The organism is Pseudomonas sp. MF7453 (assembly GCF_016405455.1).
In the GTDB taxonomy this organism is placed as follows: Bacteria; Pseudomonadota; Gammaproteobacteria; order Pseudomonadales; family Pseudomonadaceae; genus Aquipseudomonas; species Aquipseudomonas paralactis.
Map to the genome: position 1 here is coordinate 254481 of NZ_JAEKCN010000002.1, position 17339 is coordinate 271819.

Annotated in this window: 11 protein-coding genes; 8 read left to right on the forward strand and 3 right to left on the reverse strand. The window is 59.9% G+C overall.

All coding sequences use genetic code 11. From position 1 onward, the window contains the following. Positions 1–19: 19 nt before the first annotated feature. Positions 20–970 (reverse strand): GlxA family transcriptional regulator, encoded by a 951-nt coding sequence (locus JFT63_RS04790; RefSeq protein ID WP_057702739.1) that lies wholly within the window; start codon positions 968–970, stop codon positions 20–22. Between the two features lie 181 nt (positions 971–1151). Here JFT63_RS04790 and JFT63_RS04785 point away from each other — a divergent pair, with 181 nt between their 5' ends. From JFT63_RS04785 to JFT63_RS04775, 3 genes are all read left to right on the forward strand, one after another. Beyond that, positions 1152–1874: a pirin family protein gene (locus JFT63_RS04785; RefSeq protein WP_198843566.1), complete on the forward strand. Its 723-nt coding sequence runs from the start codon at positions 1152–1154 to the stop codon at positions 1872–1874. A gap of 145 nt (positions 1875–2019) precedes the next feature. Next, positions 2020–2406: a hypothetical protein gene (locus JFT63_RS04780; protein WP_082629627.1), complete on the forward strand. Its 387-nt coding sequence runs from the start codon at positions 2020–2022 to the stop codon at positions 2404–2406. Between the two features lie 290 nt (positions 2407–2696). Next, on the forward strand, positions 2697–6464 hold the full coding sequence (locus JFT63_RS04775; protein ID WP_198843567.1) for a hypothetical protein: 3768 nt from the start codon (positions 2697–2699) through the stop codon (positions 6462–6464). Positions 6465–6481: 17 nt separating this feature from the next. On the opposite strand, the gene pvdP is transcribed toward JFT63_RS04775, so the two are convergent. Next, a complete protein-coding gene (gene pvdP, locus JFT63_RS04770) occupies positions 6482–8110 on the reverse strand; it encodes a pyoverdine maturation tyrosinase PvdP (RefSeq protein WP_198843568.1) in 1629 nt (542 codons plus the stop codon). A 142-nt stretch (positions 8111–8252) separates the two neighbouring features. Between pvdP and pvdM the strand changes: the two genes are divergently transcribed. The 3 genes from pvdM to pvdO are packed head-to-tail and all read left to right on the forward strand — an operon-like array spanning position 8253 to position 11790. Then, on the forward strand, positions 8253–9602 hold the full coding sequence (pvdM, locus tag JFT63_RS04765; RefSeq protein WP_198843569.1) for a pyoverdine-tailoring dipeptidase-like protein PvdM: 1350 nt from the start codon (positions 8253–8255) through the stop codon (positions 9600–9602). Between the two features lie 18 nt (positions 9603–9620). Then, positions 9621–10889 (forward strand): pyoverdine-tailoring periplasmic protein PvdN, encoded by a 1269-nt coding sequence (gene pvdN, locus JFT63_RS04760; RefSeq protein WP_198843570.1) that lies wholly within the window; start codon positions 9621–9623, stop codon positions 10887–10889. Positions 10890–10917: 28 nt separating this feature from the next. Beyond that, positions 10918–11790 carry a dihydropyoverdine dehydrogenase gene (pvdO, locus tag JFT63_RS04755; protein WP_198843571.1) on the forward strand — a complete coding sequence of 291 codons (873 nt, stop codon included), beginning with the start codon at positions 10918–10920 and terminating at the stop codon, positions 11788–11790. Positions 11791–11922: 132 nt separating this feature from the next. On the opposite strand, the gene JFT63_RS04750 is transcribed toward pvdO, so the two are convergent. Further along, positions 11923–12750 (reverse strand): N(5)-hydroxyornithine transformylase PvdF, encoded by an 828-nt coding sequence (locus tag JFT63_RS04750; RefSeq protein WP_198706826.1) that lies wholly within the window; start codon positions 12748–12750, stop codon positions 11923–11925. Positions 12751–12952: 202 nt separating this feature from the next. Between JFT63_RS04750 and JFT63_RS04745 the strand changes: the two genes are divergently transcribed. Both JFT63_RS04745 and JFT63_RS04740 read left to right on the forward strand, forming a co-directional pair. Continuing rightward, positions 12953–14605, forward strand: a complete 1653-nt coding sequence (locus tag JFT63_RS04745; RefSeq protein WP_198843572.1) for a cyclic peptide export ABC transporter — start codon at positions 12953–12955, stop codon at positions 14603–14605. Positions 14606–14760: 155 nt separating this feature from the next. Next, positions 14761–17133 carry a TonB-dependent siderophore receptor gene (locus JFT63_RS04740; protein ID WP_269835565.1) on the forward strand — a complete coding sequence of 791 codons (2373 nt, stop codon included), beginning with the start codon at positions 14761–14763 and terminating at the stop codon, positions 17131–17133. Positions 17134–17339 lie beyond the last annotated feature (206 nt).

Below are 17339 nucleotides of genomic sequence, written 5' to 3' on the forward strand. Positions count from 1 at the left end.
TCAGACGGACATTGTGTCGTTAACTGAACTGTTGTCGGTATTGGGTTGGGTTCAGGCCCAGTTTCTCACTGAACAAAAAGCGCATATGCCGCACGCTGCCGAAGCCTGCGTGGAACGCGACGGTCTTGAGCGGCAGGTCGGTGGTTTCCAGCAGTTGCCGGGCCCGGTCGATGCGCGCGCCCTGCAAAAACGCCATGGGCGTCATCTGCACGTCCTTGGCGAACAGCCGCGCAAAATGGCGTGCACTCATGCCAGCCAGTTCGGCCATGGACTCGATAGTAAATGGCTGATCAAGATGGGCGAGCACGTGATTCTGTACGCGGGTGATCGCGGTTTCCTGAGGCGCTACCGCAGCGGTCATGGGGCTGAACTGGGCCTGGCCACCCTGGCGTTTCATCACCACCAGCAGGACTTTGGCCACGTCCACCGCCACTTGCTTGCCATGGTCCTGGGCGACAATCGACAGGGCCAGGTCAATACCAGCAGTAACGCCCCCCGAGGTAATCAGGCGCCCGTCCTGCAAGTAGATGCGATCGGTCTCGACGATGGCGTTGGGAAAGGCCTTGATCAAGCGCTCGGTGTAGTGCCAGTGAGTCGTCACGCGGTGCGCGTCGAGCAAGCCTGCATGGCCAAGTACAAAGGCCCCGGTGCAGATCGAGCCGAAACGCCGGGCACGCGGCGCGGCTGCCTTCAGCCAGGGCAGCAACGCAGGGTGGCATTCGTTATAGGCGCCGGGCCCGCCCGGTACCAGCAGCAGGTCATAGGCCGCCTGGGCCTGGTCCAGCAGCAGATCGGTCTGGACCATCACACCGTTGGAGGCCCGCAACGGGCCTGGCTCAGTGCCAATGGTCAGTATCTGGTAGTGATCGGCAGTCGGCAGGTAACGGTTGGCAATCGAAAACACTTCGAGCGGCCCGGCCATATCGAGCAGCAGGAAGTCCGGAAACAGCGCCATGGCCACGGTTTTCATAAGCGGGAAATGTCCATCGAAAAGAAGTGCGGCGGGCATTATGGCACGACTTTTACTGTCAACCTTAAAGCGACAGTTATTGTATTTTCATCTTCTTAATCAATCATTCGTTAACCATTAACCTTCTTCTCAACGCCAGCGCCCTGCATCTCGCAGCCTGCGCTCACTTGAGGACTGGACCATGCTGACCCTTCGCAAAGCTTCCGAACGCGGCGCCGCCAATCACGGTTGGTTGAAGTCGTTCCACACCTTTTCCTTCGCCAACTACTGGAACCCCAAGGAACAGGGTTTTTCCGACCTGCTGGTGATCAACGATGACCGTGTCGCCGCAGGTAAAGGCTTCGGCCAGCACCCTCATCGCGACATGGAGATCTTCTCCTATGTGCTTGAAGGCGCCCTGGAACACAAGGACACCCTGGGCACCGGCTCGGTGATCCGCCCCGGCGATGTGCAGTTGATGAGCGCCGGCAGCGGCGTGGCTCACAGCGAGTTCAACCACAGCCAGCGGCTTGGCGTGCACTTCCTGCAAATCTGGATCGTGCCGAATAAGGCGGGTGCCAAGCCGCGCTATCAACAGGAACACTTCAGCGAAGCGCAAAAACGCGGGCGCTTGCAGTTGATCATCTCGCCGGACGGCACCGACGGCTCGCTGAAGGTTCGTCAGGATGCACGGGTGTATGCCGGGCTGTTCAACGGCGACGAAAGCACCCGCCTGGAACTGGCACCGGAGCGGTACGCCTACATCCACGTAGCGCGCGGCAGCGTTGAACTCAATGGCCAGCGCTTGCAGGAAGGCGACGGCGTGCGGGTGCGGGACGAGCGCCAGATCCGCCTGAGCCATGGCGAGGACGCCGAGGTGCTGGTGTTTGACCTGCGCCCCAACGAACTGCCGCAGATGCCATGACGGTCACGGTGATGGCCCCGCAAGCGGGACCATCGCTGGCGTCGATAGTCACCATCAGCGCAATGAAGTTCTCTTAAAAAATGCAACGCGTAACATCAAACCCATGCCAAACGGCACCCAACTAAAGCATTCGGAGCACATCATCATGAAACGCCAAATCCTGCTTAGCCTCGCTTTCTCGGTACTGGCTGCAAACGCTTTTGCCCACCCTGTAGTCGCTGAAGGCGGTGCCGATCGTCTGATAGAAACCCGTGTCGCCGAAGGTGGCGCGGATCGCTTGCAGGAACGCGGCCTGGCTGAAGGTGGTGCTGACCGCCTGCAGGAACGCGGCCTCGCCGAAGGCGGTGCCGACCGCTTGCAGGAACGCGGCCTGGCTGAAGGCGGTGCTGACCGCTTGCAGGAACGCGGCCTGGCTGAAGGTGGTGCCGACCGCTTGCAGGAACGTGGCCTGGCCGAAGGTGGTGCCGACCGCTTGCAGGAACGCGGCCTGGCTGAAGGCGGTGCTGACCGCCTGCTGAGCACCCACGTATAACCCGCACTGTTGGCGGGACACTCCAAACCGGCCTGATCAGCCGGTTTTTTTTCGTCTGCGATTTGGATAGCTATCGACACAAACTTTGTAAAGCTACCGCAATCACGATGGGTAGCGCCCCGTTAAACCGCGCGGGCTTGCGTGGGCTACCTGTTGCGATTGGTCACATTCCCCCGGCCCGCTGCAGAGGAACCCTTACGCCCTTTTCCTTCACCCAACATCGCGTCTGAAATACAGACGCACGCCTTAGGAAACCGGCCTCTCAGATATTTACCTACGAGTACCCGCCCATGCTCAGCGCCCCCCTGCACACCCAACGACATTGGTATAACACGCCATTCCATACCCCAATGCCCGCCGTGCCCCCCAGCCAGGCAGGCGTCACCGGGCAGACAAACCAACCCTCAGCCCTGGTATCCGGGCTGTCCACTTCTGCACCGACAACCTACACAGAAGGGTTCGGCGACCGACACAACCTGCAGACGCTGACCAACAACCTCACCGAAGCTGCGACACAACTGGACGCAAACGCCACGCCCCAGGCAATACGGGCCGCCTTGAGCGCGCCGCTGGATATCCACCCTGACTCATCGTTCCCTATGCGCCCCAGTGAAGGCGCGACACTGGAAAGTTTTATCAGGGCCAAGGGCTGGGCCGTACCCACCACCCTGCTTGCTCTGACTGAACTGATAAACATAGTGAAACATGCGGCCCTGACCCAACCGCTGGGTAATTTCGGCGGCGCGTTGTCATGGTCAGTGCCCTTGAGTCAGGCGGAGCAGACCCGGCTGCGCGTTATCTCCATGAGGTCAGACTTCCCGAATGCCCTGGATGCTCTGCTGGCCCAGCACCCGCTCTCCCCCGAGCTACCGAGTGACCCCGCCCAGGCGCTGGAAGCGCTGCTCAATGGCCGCGCCGGGCAAGCGCTGGGTAAACATCTGCAAGAGCAATCAAGCGGTATCGCCACGGACAATAGCGCCGCAGACTATCTGATGGCAGCCATTAACCTGCAATTGGACCCCGAATCCATCACGGCCCCTCGACATAACAAGGTGGCGGGATTGGACCTGGCAAACGAGAAACACTGGGGTAAGCCCGCTGCTACGGTGGTGGAGGCATTGAGCAAGCATTTGAGCGACAGCGGCAGGATCAGCCCGGCACTGTCCAAGGTGGGCGCGTACGCTCTACTGGCGAAGAAAGCCCCCGTTTATCTGATCAAGGACATTCCGCCCACCGTGAACTATGGCAGCGCGGCTTGGCTGAACCTGGTCATCGCGGCGACGGCCATCGAAGCCGGTACGCCGGGAAAAGTCCCGAATATGACTTACGCTCAAGTGATGCTGGAGGGCGAGCGCGCCCGGCTGGAGCAACCCGATGCCGCTCGGCACGCCCAGATGACGGCCTTGGTAGACTGGGGAATCTGCCAGCACCTGATCGCCCCCAGGGACGACAGGCAATACACACAGCAAGAGTTGGAAACCCTCATAACCACCTTCAATGCCCGACAACAAATCATGCTCAGCGCCTCCCGGGCGATGGACCTGGAACTGCCCACGCGTGAAAAAATGGCCCTGGAGATGCTGGTGGAACGGTACGGCGATCTGGGCGACCTGTTTAAACAGAAACTCATCAAGACCGGTACCGCTACGCGCACAGGGCAGACTAAGGAGCATACCTGGTTATACGGTCGTCATTCGATGCTGGACTTCGCAATGATGGATCTGGAGTTGCCCTATGTCTTCGAAGCATTGGACAAACGCATTCCCATCCAGGATATGAATGCCCGTTATCGATTTGGGATACGCGGTACCTTCGAACAACGATTCGAAGACACGATCAAGCAAAAAAAGGTCGCCCTGAATACAACGGTCAAGCATTTGATTGCCCAACTGCCACTCGAAGACCGCAAGCACTTTGAGTACGGCGAGATTACTTATTATCGAGAGTCGTCTACTCGGTTGGGTTTCTGGAGCAAGTCCGATCCCGTCTATAAAAAGGACCTGTTGGTAAAAATTGAACGCAACGGCCAATCCACCGGCTATCGGATCGACCTCGCCCGAGGCACGATCGTGCCGGCTGCCAGGTGGGAGGTGAGAGAGCATACATCCAGGGATGCGGGAGACGTAGAGTTGGGTACCCGCGTGTTCATACCCAAAAACGTCAGCAGTCATCACGCAAAAGAACGCGCCGGTGCGGCGGGCGCGATTGATAGTTTTTCCACGCCCCGCACACAGGACATTGCTGATGTTTTCGTTGAGCACTACAACCTCGACGACCCGGACATCGAACGATACGCCAGAGGGCAGACGACCCAGGACCTGGCTAACGCAAAAGCTCATCAAATCGACGAATTCTTCATGAATTTGATTCCTTTCCGCTCGGCGATTGAAAACTTTAAAAAGGGTAACAACGTCGAGGGCGGATTTGACTTGGCCCTGGATGTATTTGGTTTTCTGACAGCCGGCGCGGCCAACATCGGCAAACTGACCAGGGTCGCCGGCAGTGTCGCGTCCCTCGCATCCAAAATCGCACGGACAGGCAAAATGGTCGGCATGGTCACCCTGAGCAACCTGAATCCCATGGACGGTTTGGCTGACCTGGCCGTCGGAGGAGCAAACCTGCTCAGCAAAGGAGTGACCAAAACTACAGCGTGGCTGGCTAACCTACAAAAAACGGGTCACAGCCACGAGTGGCTCAAGGCTCTCAGTCAGGAGCATGGCAGCGCGTTGCTCGGTTCAACCAAGTCCGGCGAACACTCCGTTGAGGGGGTTGCGGTACTCAAAAACGATCAGTGGCACCACTACGATCCCGTCACCCGCCAACCCTACGGTGCGCCAATCAAGGACTTCACCCCGAAAGTGCTGGCAACCCAAGGTGAAATCAACGGCATCATCAGCGACTGGATCACCGGATGGCTCAATCCGGCGAAAAGCGATATTCCTTTAGCAGAGGCCTTCAACGACGCGGTTGCAGCAGCAACCGCAACTACAACAGGCCAGGCTGCGTTCCATCAAGGGTACAGCACGGTCGCCGCGTCCAGCCTTTCTGGCTACTCAGCGGCACTGGGCATCAGCCAGCTGAAAAAACTGGCCATGGACTCCATCGACTCACCCGCAATACTGGGTAGCCTGTCCAAGCGTATCGACGAGTTGGAGGCCCTGCCAGAAAAAGTCAGAGCACACTACGAGACGCTCATTACGCCACAAAACCCCGTGCCCGGCCTCCACCCGACACCGCAACAAATACAGTTTGAAGAGGGGTTCGCAAGGGGTATTCCAGACGCAATCGCGGGCTTCTCGCCGACGATGAAAATGCATCAATTGCGCGAGCTGATATTGACCCCAGCGCTGTCACCTGCAGAAGTGGGTGCCCTGTTCCGGCATATGCAAAATCGACTGCTTGAAACAAGCTTGGCAACGAGCAGAAAATTCACGGATGACATCACGGCCGCCGGCGGCACAGTGATCGCCATGCCGCAGGGCTATTATCTGAGTCAGGTGAATATTCCGTCCTCGGGCGACTGCGCAGCCTTGTCGAACACCATGGCGTTGGCCATTCTCGACGACGCCGAAGACACACTGATAAAGAATTTCTTTCTCAGTATGGCGCACCCCAAACACCCTAATACTGAACGATTCCGCAACAGCCTGGAGAGGTTCCAGACCATCCTCAGAGATGACTTTCATTCCGGGCAGCTCACCCGCAAAGCCACGTACGACATGATCATCTCGGACCTGGCAACGGCCACCACCTCCAAAGCCTTGCTCATCGGCAATCCAAAGCATGGCGTAACAGCCGCCGTCAGGATTCTGAATGGTAAAAAAACCTGGTTCTATTACGACCCCAATTTCGGGCTCGCCAAATTCACCACTGAGGCGTCCATGCGCAGCGGCATCGAACGCGTGCTTAACAGTGGGCAAACCAGCCATCTGTTCCAGCCACTCAAACGGGCCGAGGGCTATACCGTGTCTGAATTCAACGAGTTGTATCTGATCAATAAAATGAGAGACCCGCGAAGTGTCAGTGGCCTGTATTCGGCAGCCATATCGGTAACCTAGATAGCCGCCAATGGCGCTTAACGTTCGCGTTTGACCTTCAAGTGCCGCGCATACCAGGGCCGCCTGGGCACGCGCTTGAACAGGCCCTTGAGCAGCTCCTCATCGGCACCGAAGGTGATGCGCAGGGCCAGCTTCATGATTTCCGGGTCCATTTCCATCGAACGCCCCTGTTGCAGCCCCGGTGTGGTGCTGCAGCCGTGGGTGTCCGGGCCCAGCCAGGGGTCGTCCACTTCAACCCAGCGGCCCGGCGCAAACCAGGCCACGCCGTTGACTTGCAGGCGGCGTACTTCGCCCGGGTTGAAGCGCTCGTGGGCGCGGAACCAGTCTTCGATGCGGTCATCGATCCAGCCATGGAAGTGCCAGAACACCGGGTTGACGTGGGATGAAAACGGATCGCCGAGGAAGTCATTCTCCGGCGCATACCAACGTGCCGCAAAATCTGCCGGGTCGCGGGCGAACGGCACCGGTGCGCCGTTGGACGGGTCACGCGGCACCGAGGCCCAGCGCATGTGCAGCCAATCATGCAGGCCCAACTCCATCTCCGAGCCCAGCTGGCCCAGGGTGAGCTTGGCCAGGTAGCGCGGGTCGCGGTACTGGGATTCCCACACCTGGAAATTACTGTGATAGGTCTCGGCCGCCTTGATGTCGCTGACCCACTGGGTGTAGTCGGCGTCGTCCGGCGCCGACCAACAGGGCGGCAGCGCGAAGCCGTCGTGGTTGTCGAAGTAGCGCACAAACCCCAGGCGGTCCCGCTCCAGCGCCGGTTGCGGCGCGGGGAATTGCGGCCACGACGGCAGGTCTTGCATGGAGCGCGCAGTACCGAGCATATGCCGGTGCATGAAGAAGAAGTCGATGCCCGAGCCATTACGGTCCTTGTGTTTGCCGCGGGCATCGCGCTCCTGACCACGGGGCCCGGGTTGCCAGCCGATACCGCGCAAGGCCTCGCGCTTTTCTTCGGAGAGCTTGTGCCACTGGTCTCGCGTGGCGTGCCACAGCTGGTGAAACAGGCGGTGTTCGGGCGAAACCAGCCAGGCCAGCAAGGTGGGATTCAGACCGATGCGCTGGCGTGCCTCGGGGAACAGCTGTTTGTGCGCAATAAAACGGTTATCGCGCTCAATCAACGCCAGGGGGCGCTCAAGATCGAGGATTTGCCCACTGAGCGTGGCGCTGCCGGCATTGCCGAAGGCGGCCCAGACTTCATCAAGGGTCATCTTGAATTCATAGGTCGGCACGCCGCCAACCGAGTCGCGGTCGATCAACCGCCAATAGAGCACGGCGCCCTCGCCCGTCAGCAGATCGCCCAGTACGCGATAGCGCGGCTCGCCGTCGGCGCGCAGGTTCTCGGCGGTATCCAGGTAACCACGCAGGCCACGGCCACGAGGGGCGATGTCGAGCAGCAGCTCCAGGCCGTGCAGCGGCAAGCCTTTGAGGCCGGCATCGCGCCCTGCCAGGCGCAGGCTCCAGACGCCGCGCAGGGTGTTGGCCAGGTGCTGGCCCTGGGTGTCGGCCAGGTCAACCGTGGCTTCGCCGGGGGTGATGGGAAATTCTTCTTCCCGCGTCAGCTCGCGATGGGCATAAAAGGCCGCCGGCACGGCCGCGCCGGTCAGCGCCAGGCCTGCGATGAACCCTCGTCGAGAGATTGTCATTGTCTACCTTAGGAAACGGCTTGATCAGAGCTAGAACGTTTGCAGCCCACCGAAATTTACCGTCGCACCCGCACGGCCTAAATTTCCCCCGCCAGCGCTCGTTCTTCCCTGATAGCAAAGGCCGCAACTGACTGAGATGGCAATGACAAAATCACGTTCGAAAAAGGCGTTGTATATCGGCCTGCCGTTGGCCCTGGCTATCGGCGCCGGGGTCGGCTTTCTGGTCTGGGACCGTTGGTTCAAGGGCAACGCCGGCTACCCGCTGGAGGTGATCAAGCAGGCCAATGAAATGCAGGATCGCCTGTTGTCGTTCGACAGCCATATCACCCTGCCCCTGGACTTCGGCACGGCAGGCAATGAGGCCGACAAGGATGGCAGCGGCCAGTTCGACCTGGCCAAGGCATCGCGAGGCAGATTGTCGGGGGCCGCATTGACGATCTTCGGCTGGCCGGAAATCTGGAACGGCGATAACGCCCCACACAAACCCACCGATGGTTTTGTCGAAGAGGCCCGCCACGAGCAGGAGGTGCGCTACAAGATCATCTCCGGCATGGTGCGCGACTTTCCCAACCAGGTGGGCATCGCCTACACCCCGGACGATATGCGGCGCCTGCACGGCGAAGGCAAGTTCGCGATCTTTATCAGCATGCTCAACGCCTACCCGCTGGGCAACGACCTGAACCAACTGGACCTGTGGACCGCACGCGGTATGCGCATGTTCGGGTTCAGCTACATCGGCAATAACGCCTGGTCCGACTCGTCGCGCCCGCTGCCGTTTTTCAATGACTCCCCCGACGCCCTTGATGGCCTGTCGCCGATCGGCCAGCAGGCGGTGCATCGTCTCAATGACCTGGGCGTGATCATCGATGTGTCGCAGATGTCGACCAAGGCCCTGGAGCAGGTCGCGCAGTTGAGCCGCACGCCGATGGTGGCGTCCCATTCGGCGCCTCGGGCGTCAGTGGATATCCCGCGCAACCTCAGCGACAAGGAACTGCAACTGATCAAAAACAGTGGCGGCGTGGTGCAAGTGGTCGGCTTCCCCGCGTACCTGCGCCCTTTGAGCCAGGCGACTCAGGACAAGCTCAACGTTCTGCGCGCACGCTTTGACCTGCCGCCACTGCCCAACCTGGCCATGGCCTTGATGCCCGGCGATGCAATCATTGCCGCCTGGCCCGAGCAACGCTTCGGCGAGTACGCCGGCGCGCTGTACGCCATCCTTGAGGAAGAACCCAAGGCCACCCTCAAGGACCTGGGCGATGCGATTGACTACACCGTGCGCAAGATCGGCATCGATCACGTCGGCATCGCCTCGGACTTCAACGACGGCGGCGGCCTCCAGGGTTGGGAAAACGTCGGCGAAGTGCGCAACGTCACCGCCGAATTGATCCAGCGCGGCTACTCCGAAGCCGATATCGCCAAGCTGTGGGGAGGCAATTTCCTGCGGGTGTGGGACCAGGTACAAAAAGCCGCCAAGCCATTGGCCAATCGCTAACCACCACGAAGTAAGTCCATGACCGACCGCCGTACATTTCTCAAGCAGGCCGGCGTCTTTGCCGCGAGCCTGCCGCTGGGCACCGCACTGCTGCCCAAGGCACTGGCAACCACTACCAACGACCCATGGACGGGGCTCAAACAGCTGTTCAACCAGGATCCGGACTATCTGCACTTTTCCAACTTCCTGGTGGCCTCGCACCCCAAGCCTGTGCGCGAGGCCATCGAGCGCTACCGCCAACAGATCGACCGCAACCCCGGACTGGCAATGGACTGGGACCTTCAGGAAACCTGGAAGCGTGAAGGCCAGGTACGCGAATGGGCCGGCCGCTACTTGAAGGCCGCGCCGGCGCAGATCGCCCTCACCGGCAGCACGTCCGAAGGGCTGGCGATGATTTATGGCGGGATCAAGGTGCGCGCCGACCAGGAAATTCTTACCACCGTGCACGAACACTATGCGACCGGGTTCAGCCTGGATTTCAGAGTGCGCAAGGAGCAAACCCAGGTTCGTAAAATACGCCTGTTCGAAAACGCCAATCGGGTATCGACCGATGAAGTGCTGGGCAATATCCAGCGCAATATCCGTCCCAACACTCGCGTGCTGGGCATGACGTGGGTGCAGTCGGGCAGCGGCGTGAAATTGCCGATTGGTGAAATCGGCAAGCTGGTGGCCGAACATAACCGCAACCGCGACGAGCAGGACCGCCTGCTCTATATCGTCGACGGCGTGCATGGCTTTGGCGTGGAAAACCTCGATTTCCCGGACATGCATTGCGATTTCTTTATCGCTGGCACCCACAAATGGATGTTCGGGCCGCGCGGCACCGGCCTGGTGTGCGCCCGCGAGAGCCAAAACAAATACATCACACCGATGATACCGACCTTCTCCGAAGACAAGGACTTTGCCACGACCATGACGCCCGGTGGCTACCACGCCTTCGAGCATCGCTGGGCCGCCGATGAAGCCTTCAAGCTGCACCTCAAGTTGGGCAAGGCGCCGGTGCAGGCGCGTATCCATGCGCTCAATACCGAACTCAAAGACCAGTTGCTGGCTCACTCGCAGATCGAATTAGTCACCCCGCGCAGCCCCGAGCTGTCGGCGGGTTTCACCTTCTTCCGGGTCAAGGGCCAGGACAGCGATGCGGTCGCGGCCTACTTGATGAAAAACCGTGTGGTGGTGGACGCGGTGGACCGTGACGTCGGCCCGGTGATTCGAACCTCGCCCGGCCTGCTCAACAGCTCGGATGAGATCCAGCGCTTCATGACCTTGCTGAGCCAGCGGTTATGACATTTTTCCCTTTGAACGAGATGCCCACATGACTCCATCCCGACTCAAACCCCTGACCGCCCTGGCGCTCACCGCCCTGTGCGGCGCCCTGCTGCCCAACCTGGCCCAGGCCGCCGCCCCGCAACCGGGCAAAGTCTTCAAGGACTGCAAGGACTGCCCGGAGATGGTGGTACTGCCCGCAGGCACTTTCACCATGGGCACCCCGGAAGATGAAGTGGGACGCGAGCCCGATGAAGGCCCGATGCATGAAGTGACCTTCGCCAAACCATTCGCCATGAGCCGTTTCCACATCACCGCCGGCGAATGGGACAGTTACGTGCGTCAGAGCGGCGTGAAGATCGCCAACGGCGACGACCGCCCCGGTCGCGAATGCATCGCCAGCAAGCCGCGCTACCCCCAGGGCCCACGCCAGCCGGCCGTGTGCATGGACATGGACGACATCAAGCAATACGTAAGTTGGCTGTCGAAGAAGACCGGGCACACGTACCACATGGTCAGCGAAGCCCAGCGTGAATACGCCGCCCGCGCCGGTACCACCGGACCGTTCCCCTTCCCGTTCGACGAGGGCAAGGGCTACAGCATCGCCAGGCACGCCAACACCTACGGCCCGGCGGACGGCTACAGCTATTCGTCGCCCGTGGGCAGCTACCCGCCGAATGCGTTCGGGATGTATGACATGCACGGCAATGTGTACGAGCGGGTAGCCGATTGCGAGCACCCCAACTACGTCGGCGCGCCGACTGATGGCAGTGCGTGGATGGAGCCCAATTGTGAGGCCTACCAGATTCGCGGCAATGACTGGGGCGAGGCACCGGTATTTTCACGCTCGGGCAATCGCAACAACATCTACCCGCAGACACGCGGGGACTGGATTGGCTTTCGGGTAGTACGCGAGCTCTAATACCTTGTAGGAGCGAGCTTGCTCGCGAAAAACTCATAGACGCCGCATTTACTCAGGAAGCACGCGTCATCGTTGACGTTTTTCGCGAGCAAGCTCGCTCCTACAAGGTTCGTGCCCGCCTTTGGAGTGTTTTCAGCCTTGTTTGGCCAACAGCTCCAAGCCTTCATGCAGCGCCGGGAACAGGCTGTTGTTGAAGTTGTTCCAGCGCAGTTCAAGGATGGTGTCCTCGGGCGAAATCTCGGTCTTGAGCACGTCGTGGAACACCTCACCCGAATCGATACCGTTATCCACGTAGTGGAACGACGCGCCGGTCCAATACAACGGCTCGCACGCCTGAGTCGCTTTGGTCGCCCAGTCGGTAATCGCCTGCCCACGCGCACCGTACAGTGCATTCCAGGTGGCATAGGCCCCACGGCGTTCGTAAGGCGATTCGATACGGGTGATGCCCGGATGAATGTTCATGATGCGCCGCGCAAACGGCGCGCCCGGACGCACCAGTTCATCGAGGATCACCAGCAAACCGTCAAGCACCACGATGTCGGCCTTCAACTCCACCAGGGTGTCATGCAGGCGCCGCTCGAAATCCTGCTTGCCAGCGATATGTTCGGCGCTGCCCCGTGGCAGCCGGCGATAGGTGGATGGCACGCTCAGCAGCAGGTCATTGACCAACTTGCCCTGCACGCGCAAATCCGCCGGGTACAACCACTGGCGGCCAGGCGTGTAGGCGAAGCCATAGTCCGCTACCAACTGCTGGTCGCGCGGGTTTTGCTCATCGTCGTCATACACCACGCCCACCAGGTTGTAGACCTCGCCCAGCGGCGTGTCATTGAGCGAGCCCACCAGAAACTCCAGCACCGACTTCATGTAGCGCTCGTGGTCCTTGTAGGCCACCGGCTGCCCGGCCTTGTCGGCAGCGGCATTTCTCAGGGACCAGACATACACCAGGTTCTTTTTCGTCATTTGTTTCGCTCTCGCTCAAAGGGCCACGCACAGCGTCGATACGCGTGCGCCTACACAACAAGAACGAACCAGGCCCCAGGCAATTTATCGCTCACTGCCACCGCCTGGCGCACCGAGCTAAATAGTCACGCCGATGCTTCGTTTGTCATGGGTAAGGGTCTGTGTGCCCAGCCCCCACTTTTTCATTTTCCGGGAAGTATTTATGACCGACCCCAAGCGCGGCGCCTTCAAAGGTTTGCTCGCATTGCTCAGGCCCTTTCGCACCATTGTGACGGTCTCCGTCGCCCTCGGTATGGCGGGTGGCCTGGCCATCACGTTGCTGTTGGCGACCATCAATACTGCCTTGCACTCATCCACCGGTATGACACAGGGAGTGATCCTGACCTTCGCCGCCCTTTGCCTATTGGCCCTGACCAGCTCAATCGTCTCCGATATCGGCACCAATTATGTGGGCCAGCGGATCATCGCCGCCCTGCGCAAGGATCTCGGCGAAAAAGTGCTGTCAGCGCCCATCGAACAGATCGAACAGTATCGCTCTCACCGTCTTATCCCGGTACTGACCCATGACGTCGACACTATCAGCGATTTCTCCTTCGCCTTCACCCCGCTGGCCATCGCAACAACCGTGACGCTGGGTTGCCTTGGCTACCTGGCTTACCTGTCGGTGCCGATGTTCCTGATGATGGTGGTGGCAATCATCATTGGCAGCAGCGTGCAGTTCATTGCCGGCGCAAAAGGCATTCGTGGCTTCGACGAGGCCCGTGATCAGGAAGACGAGCTGCAACGCTACTATTCGGCAATCGCCTCAGGCGCCAAGGAGCTGCGCATCCATCGACCGCGCCGCTACCGCATGAACACTCACCGCATCCAGGAAACCGCCGACCGCATCAGCGACATCCAAGTGCGCTCGGTGAACATCTATATTGTCGCCAAGACCTTCGGCTCGATGCTCTTTTTCGTCGTCATCGGCCTGGCCCTGGCGATGCAAGCCTACAACCCAAACCCGGACCCGGCGGTGATCACAGGTTTCGTGCTGGTGCTGCTGTACATGAAGGGCCCGCTGGAACATGTGGTGGGTTACCTGCCGATCATCGGCAAGGCACGCATCGCGTTTGCACGCATTACCGAACTGTCCGAACGCTTCTCCTCCCCCGAGCCGCACTTGCTGATGGACGGCAGCGAAGCGCCCACACCCGTGGTGCACAGCCTGGAATTGCGCGGCGTGAGCTACAGCCCGCCGCCAGTACAAGGCAGCCAGCCGTTCCACTTGGGGCCGATCAACCTGAGCATCAAGCAGGGCGATATCGTGTTTATCGTCGGCGAGAACGGTTGCGGCAAGACCACGCTGATCAAGCTGTTGCTGGGCCTGTATCAACCCCACGCCGGCGAAATTCGTCTCAACGGCGAAACCGTGACCGACCCGGCACGCGACGACTACCGCCAATTGTTCACTACGGTATTCGCCGACTACTACTTGTTCGATGACCTGGTCCAAGGCAGTGCCACTCAATCGCTGGACAGCGCCGCCAAGTACCTGGAACGCCTGGAAATCGCGCACAAGGTCAGCGTCAAGGACGGCGTGTTCAGCACCACCGACCTCTCTACCGGGCAGCGCAAACGCCTGGCCCTGGTGAATGCCTGGCTGGAAGAACGCCCGGTGCTGGTGTTCGACGAATGGGCCGCCGACCAGGACCCGGCCTTCCGCCGCGTCTTCTATACCGAGCTGCTGCCAGACCTCAAGCGTCTGGGCAAGACCATCATTGTGATCAGTCATGACGACCGTTATTTCGATATTGCCGACCAGTTGGTGCGCTTAAGTGCGGGCCAGGTGGTGCATGAAATGGAACCCGCGTGAATTTCTTTTCCGGTTTCTGCAGGTAGGAACGTCTCACTAGTGGTAATGAGAATTGACCTCAATAAGCACCTATAAACTGTCAACCTAAAAACACAGAAGAGAACGCATCCATGTCAGTACGACTCGGTCTCAGCCCCCTGAGCAAAGCGCTATCCATGCGACGGGCACTGAACTTCGACCTCAAGCCTTGCGCACTTGCCCTCGCGGTGTCCCTGCCCATGGCGAGTTATGTGCAGGCCCAGGAGATCGAGATCGACATTCCCGCACAGCCGTTGGGGACGGCGCTGCAGGAGTTTGGTCGCCAGACCAACCTGCAGGTGCTATACAGCCCGACTGATGTGCAAGGCAAGAACAGCACCGCGGTCAAGGGCAAGCAGGAGCCCAACAAGGCCATCGCCACCCTGCTCACTGGCGCCGGCGTCAGTTATGGCCTGCAAGGCAACACGATCACCATCAGCGCGATCGCGTCTTCGGGGCTGGAGCTGGGGACAACGCAGGTCACGGCCAACCAGCTGGGCACCGTGACAGAAGGCACCGGTTCGTATACTCCGGGGACCATCGCCACGGCGACACGCCTGGTGCTGACGCCACGGGAAACGCCGCAGTCGATTTCGGTGGTGACGCGTCAGGTGATGGATGATTTCGGGCTTAACGCTATCGATGACGTGATGCGCCATACCCCGGGCATCACCGTGTCGACCTATGACACCGAGCGCACCAACTACTATTCCCGTGGTTTCTCTATCGTCAACTTCCAGTACGACGGTATTCCGACCTTGCGCGACGCCCAATACTCGGCCGGCCAGACCCTGACCGACATGGCGATCTACGACCGCGTCGAGGTGCTCAAGGGCGCCACCGGCCTGCTCACCGGCGCCGGCGGCCCGGGCGGTACGATCAACCTGATTCGCAAAAAGCCGACCTCGGAATTCAAGAGCAGTATCGAGTTAGGCGCCGGCTCCTGGGATAACTATCGCTCCCAGGTCGACGTCAGCGGCCCACTGACCGAAACCGGTAACGTGCGTGGCCGTGCCGTTGCGGCCTATCAGGACAAACACTCGTTCCTTGACCACTATTCACGCAAGACCGGTGTGCTTTACGGCATCCTCGAATTCGACCTGGACGAAAACACCCTGCTGACCGTTGGCGCCGACTACCAGGACAGCGACCCGAAAGGCTCCAGCTGGACGGGCACACGCACCATCTTCGATGCTACCGGCAACAAGCTGGACCTGCCGCGTTCGTTCAACAACGGCCCAAAATGGGGCTCATGGGAGCAGTACAGCCGCACTGCGTTCGCCACCCTGGAACATACGTTCGACAATGGCTGGGTCACCAAAGGCCAGTACAACCACCAGATCAACGGCTATAACGCGCCCCTGGGTTACATTTCCCAGGATTCCGCCACGGCCAGCTCCATTTATGCGCGCAAATACGTCGGCGACACCACCAGCGACAGCCTCGATGTGTACGCCTCGGGGCCATTCGAGCTGTTCGGCCGCGAACACGAACTGGTGATCGGCCAGTCCCTTTCCATCTCCAAATGGAAAGCCAAGGACTACACGGCGTCCACCTACTTCAACAACTCCTATGACTTCTACAACTGGCACGGCCAGGCCATAGAGCCGCTGTGGACTGCCACCAAGATCAATGACGAAACCACCCGCCAGACCGGTACCTATGTGACTGGCCGCTTCAGCCTGACGGATGAGCTGCACCTGTTACTCGGCTCACGTATCGCCAACTATCAGGTCACCGGTACCAGCGACACCCAGGAAAGCGGCAAGGTAGTGCCCTACGCCGGCTTGACGTTTGACCTGAACGACAACTTCACCGCGTATGCCAGCTACACCGAAATCTTCCAGCCACAAACCCAGTACCGCACACGTACCCGTACCATGCTCGACCCGAACGAAGGCAAGAACTATGAGCTGGGCCTCAAGGGTGAATTTTTCGAAGGCCGCCTGAACTCCAGCCTCGCTTACTTCGAAGTGCACGAAGAAAACCGTCCGCTTGCCGATACGGCCTGGAACTCCCAGCCAGGCGTCGACTTCTCGTACATCGGCACCAAGACCAAGACCAAGGGCTACGAAGCGGAAATCTCCGGCGAACTCGCCCGAGGCTGGCAACTGCAAGCGGGTTACACCCACAAGATCGCCCGCGATGACGATGGCAAGAAGGTTGCCACCTGGGAACCGGAAGATCAGGTGAGCTTCTATACCACCTACAAACTGCAGGGCAACCTGGACAAGCTCACCATTGGTGGCGGCGCACGCTGGCAGAGCGCCGGCTGGCAGACCGTCAACAACTGGGGCTACCCAGGTGGTGGCCGCTCCGAGAAGTTCACCCAGGACCCGTACTGGATAGTTGACTTGATGACCCGCTACCAAGTGACTGAAAACCTTTCGGCCACCCTCAACGTCAACAACCTGTTCGACAAGCACTACTACACCAACATCGGTTTCTATGACTCGGCCTACCCTGGCGACCCACGCAACGTAATGGTCACCACACGCTGGGACTTCTAAGCCCGCCCCCCCCAAAAAAGCCCCTGATCACCACGTGAGCAGGGGCTTTTTTGTACCCTTTGTCCATGCCTGAGTGAATGCGGTGCCTGGGCGTTTTTCGCCGGCAAGCCGGCGCCTACGGAAAATGCGTATACCCAAAGGAGCCGGCGTGAGGCACATCAGATAGCAAAACGCCCCTGGTCATCACTGACCAGGGGCGTCTGTTA

Excerpts from the sequence above, each read along its gene's own strand:
- JFT63_RS04790 (WP_057702739.1), bottom strand. The coding sequence starts at position 970 with ATGAAAACCGTGGCCATGGCGCTGTTTCCGGACTTCCTGCTGCTCGAT.
- JFT63_RS04785 (WP_198843566.1), top strand. The coding sequence starts at position 1,152 with ATGCTGACCCTTCGCAAAGCTTCCGAACGCGGCGCCGCCAATCACGGT.
- JFT63_RS04780 (WP_082629627.1), top strand. The coding sequence starts at position 2,020 with ATGAAACGCCAAATCCTGCTTAGCCTCGCTTTCTCGGTACTGGCTGCA.
- JFT63_RS04775 (WP_198843567.1), top strand. The coding sequence starts at position 2,697 with ATGCTCAGCGCCCCCCTGCACACCCAACGACATTGGTATAACACGCCA.
- pvdP (WP_198843568.1), bottom strand. The coding sequence starts at position 8,110 with ATGACAATCTCTCGACGAGGGTTCATCGCAGGCCTGGCGCTGACCGGC.
- pvdM (WP_198843569.1), top strand. The coding sequence starts at position 8,253 with ATGACAAAATCACGTTCGAAAAAGGCGTTGTATATCGGCCTGCCGTTG.
- pvdN (WP_198843570.1), top strand. The coding sequence starts at position 9,621 with ATGACCGACCGCCGTACATTTCTCAAGCAGGCCGGCGTCTTTGCCGCG.
- pvdO (WP_198843571.1), top strand. The coding sequence starts at position 10,918 with ATGACTCCATCCCGACTCAAACCCCTGACCGCCCTGGCGCTCACCGCC.
- JFT63_RS04750 (WP_198706826.1), bottom strand. The coding sequence starts at position 12,750 with ATGACGAAAAAGAACCTGGTGTATGTCTGGTCCCTGAGAAATGCCGCT.
- JFT63_RS04745 (WP_198843572.1), top strand. The coding sequence starts at position 12,953 with ATGACCGACCCCAAGCGCGGCGCCTTCAAAGGTTTGCTCGCATTGCTC.
- JFT63_RS04740 (WP_269835565.1), top strand. The coding sequence starts at position 14,761 with ATGCGACGGGCACTGAACTTCGACCTCAAGCCTTGCGCACTTGCCCTC.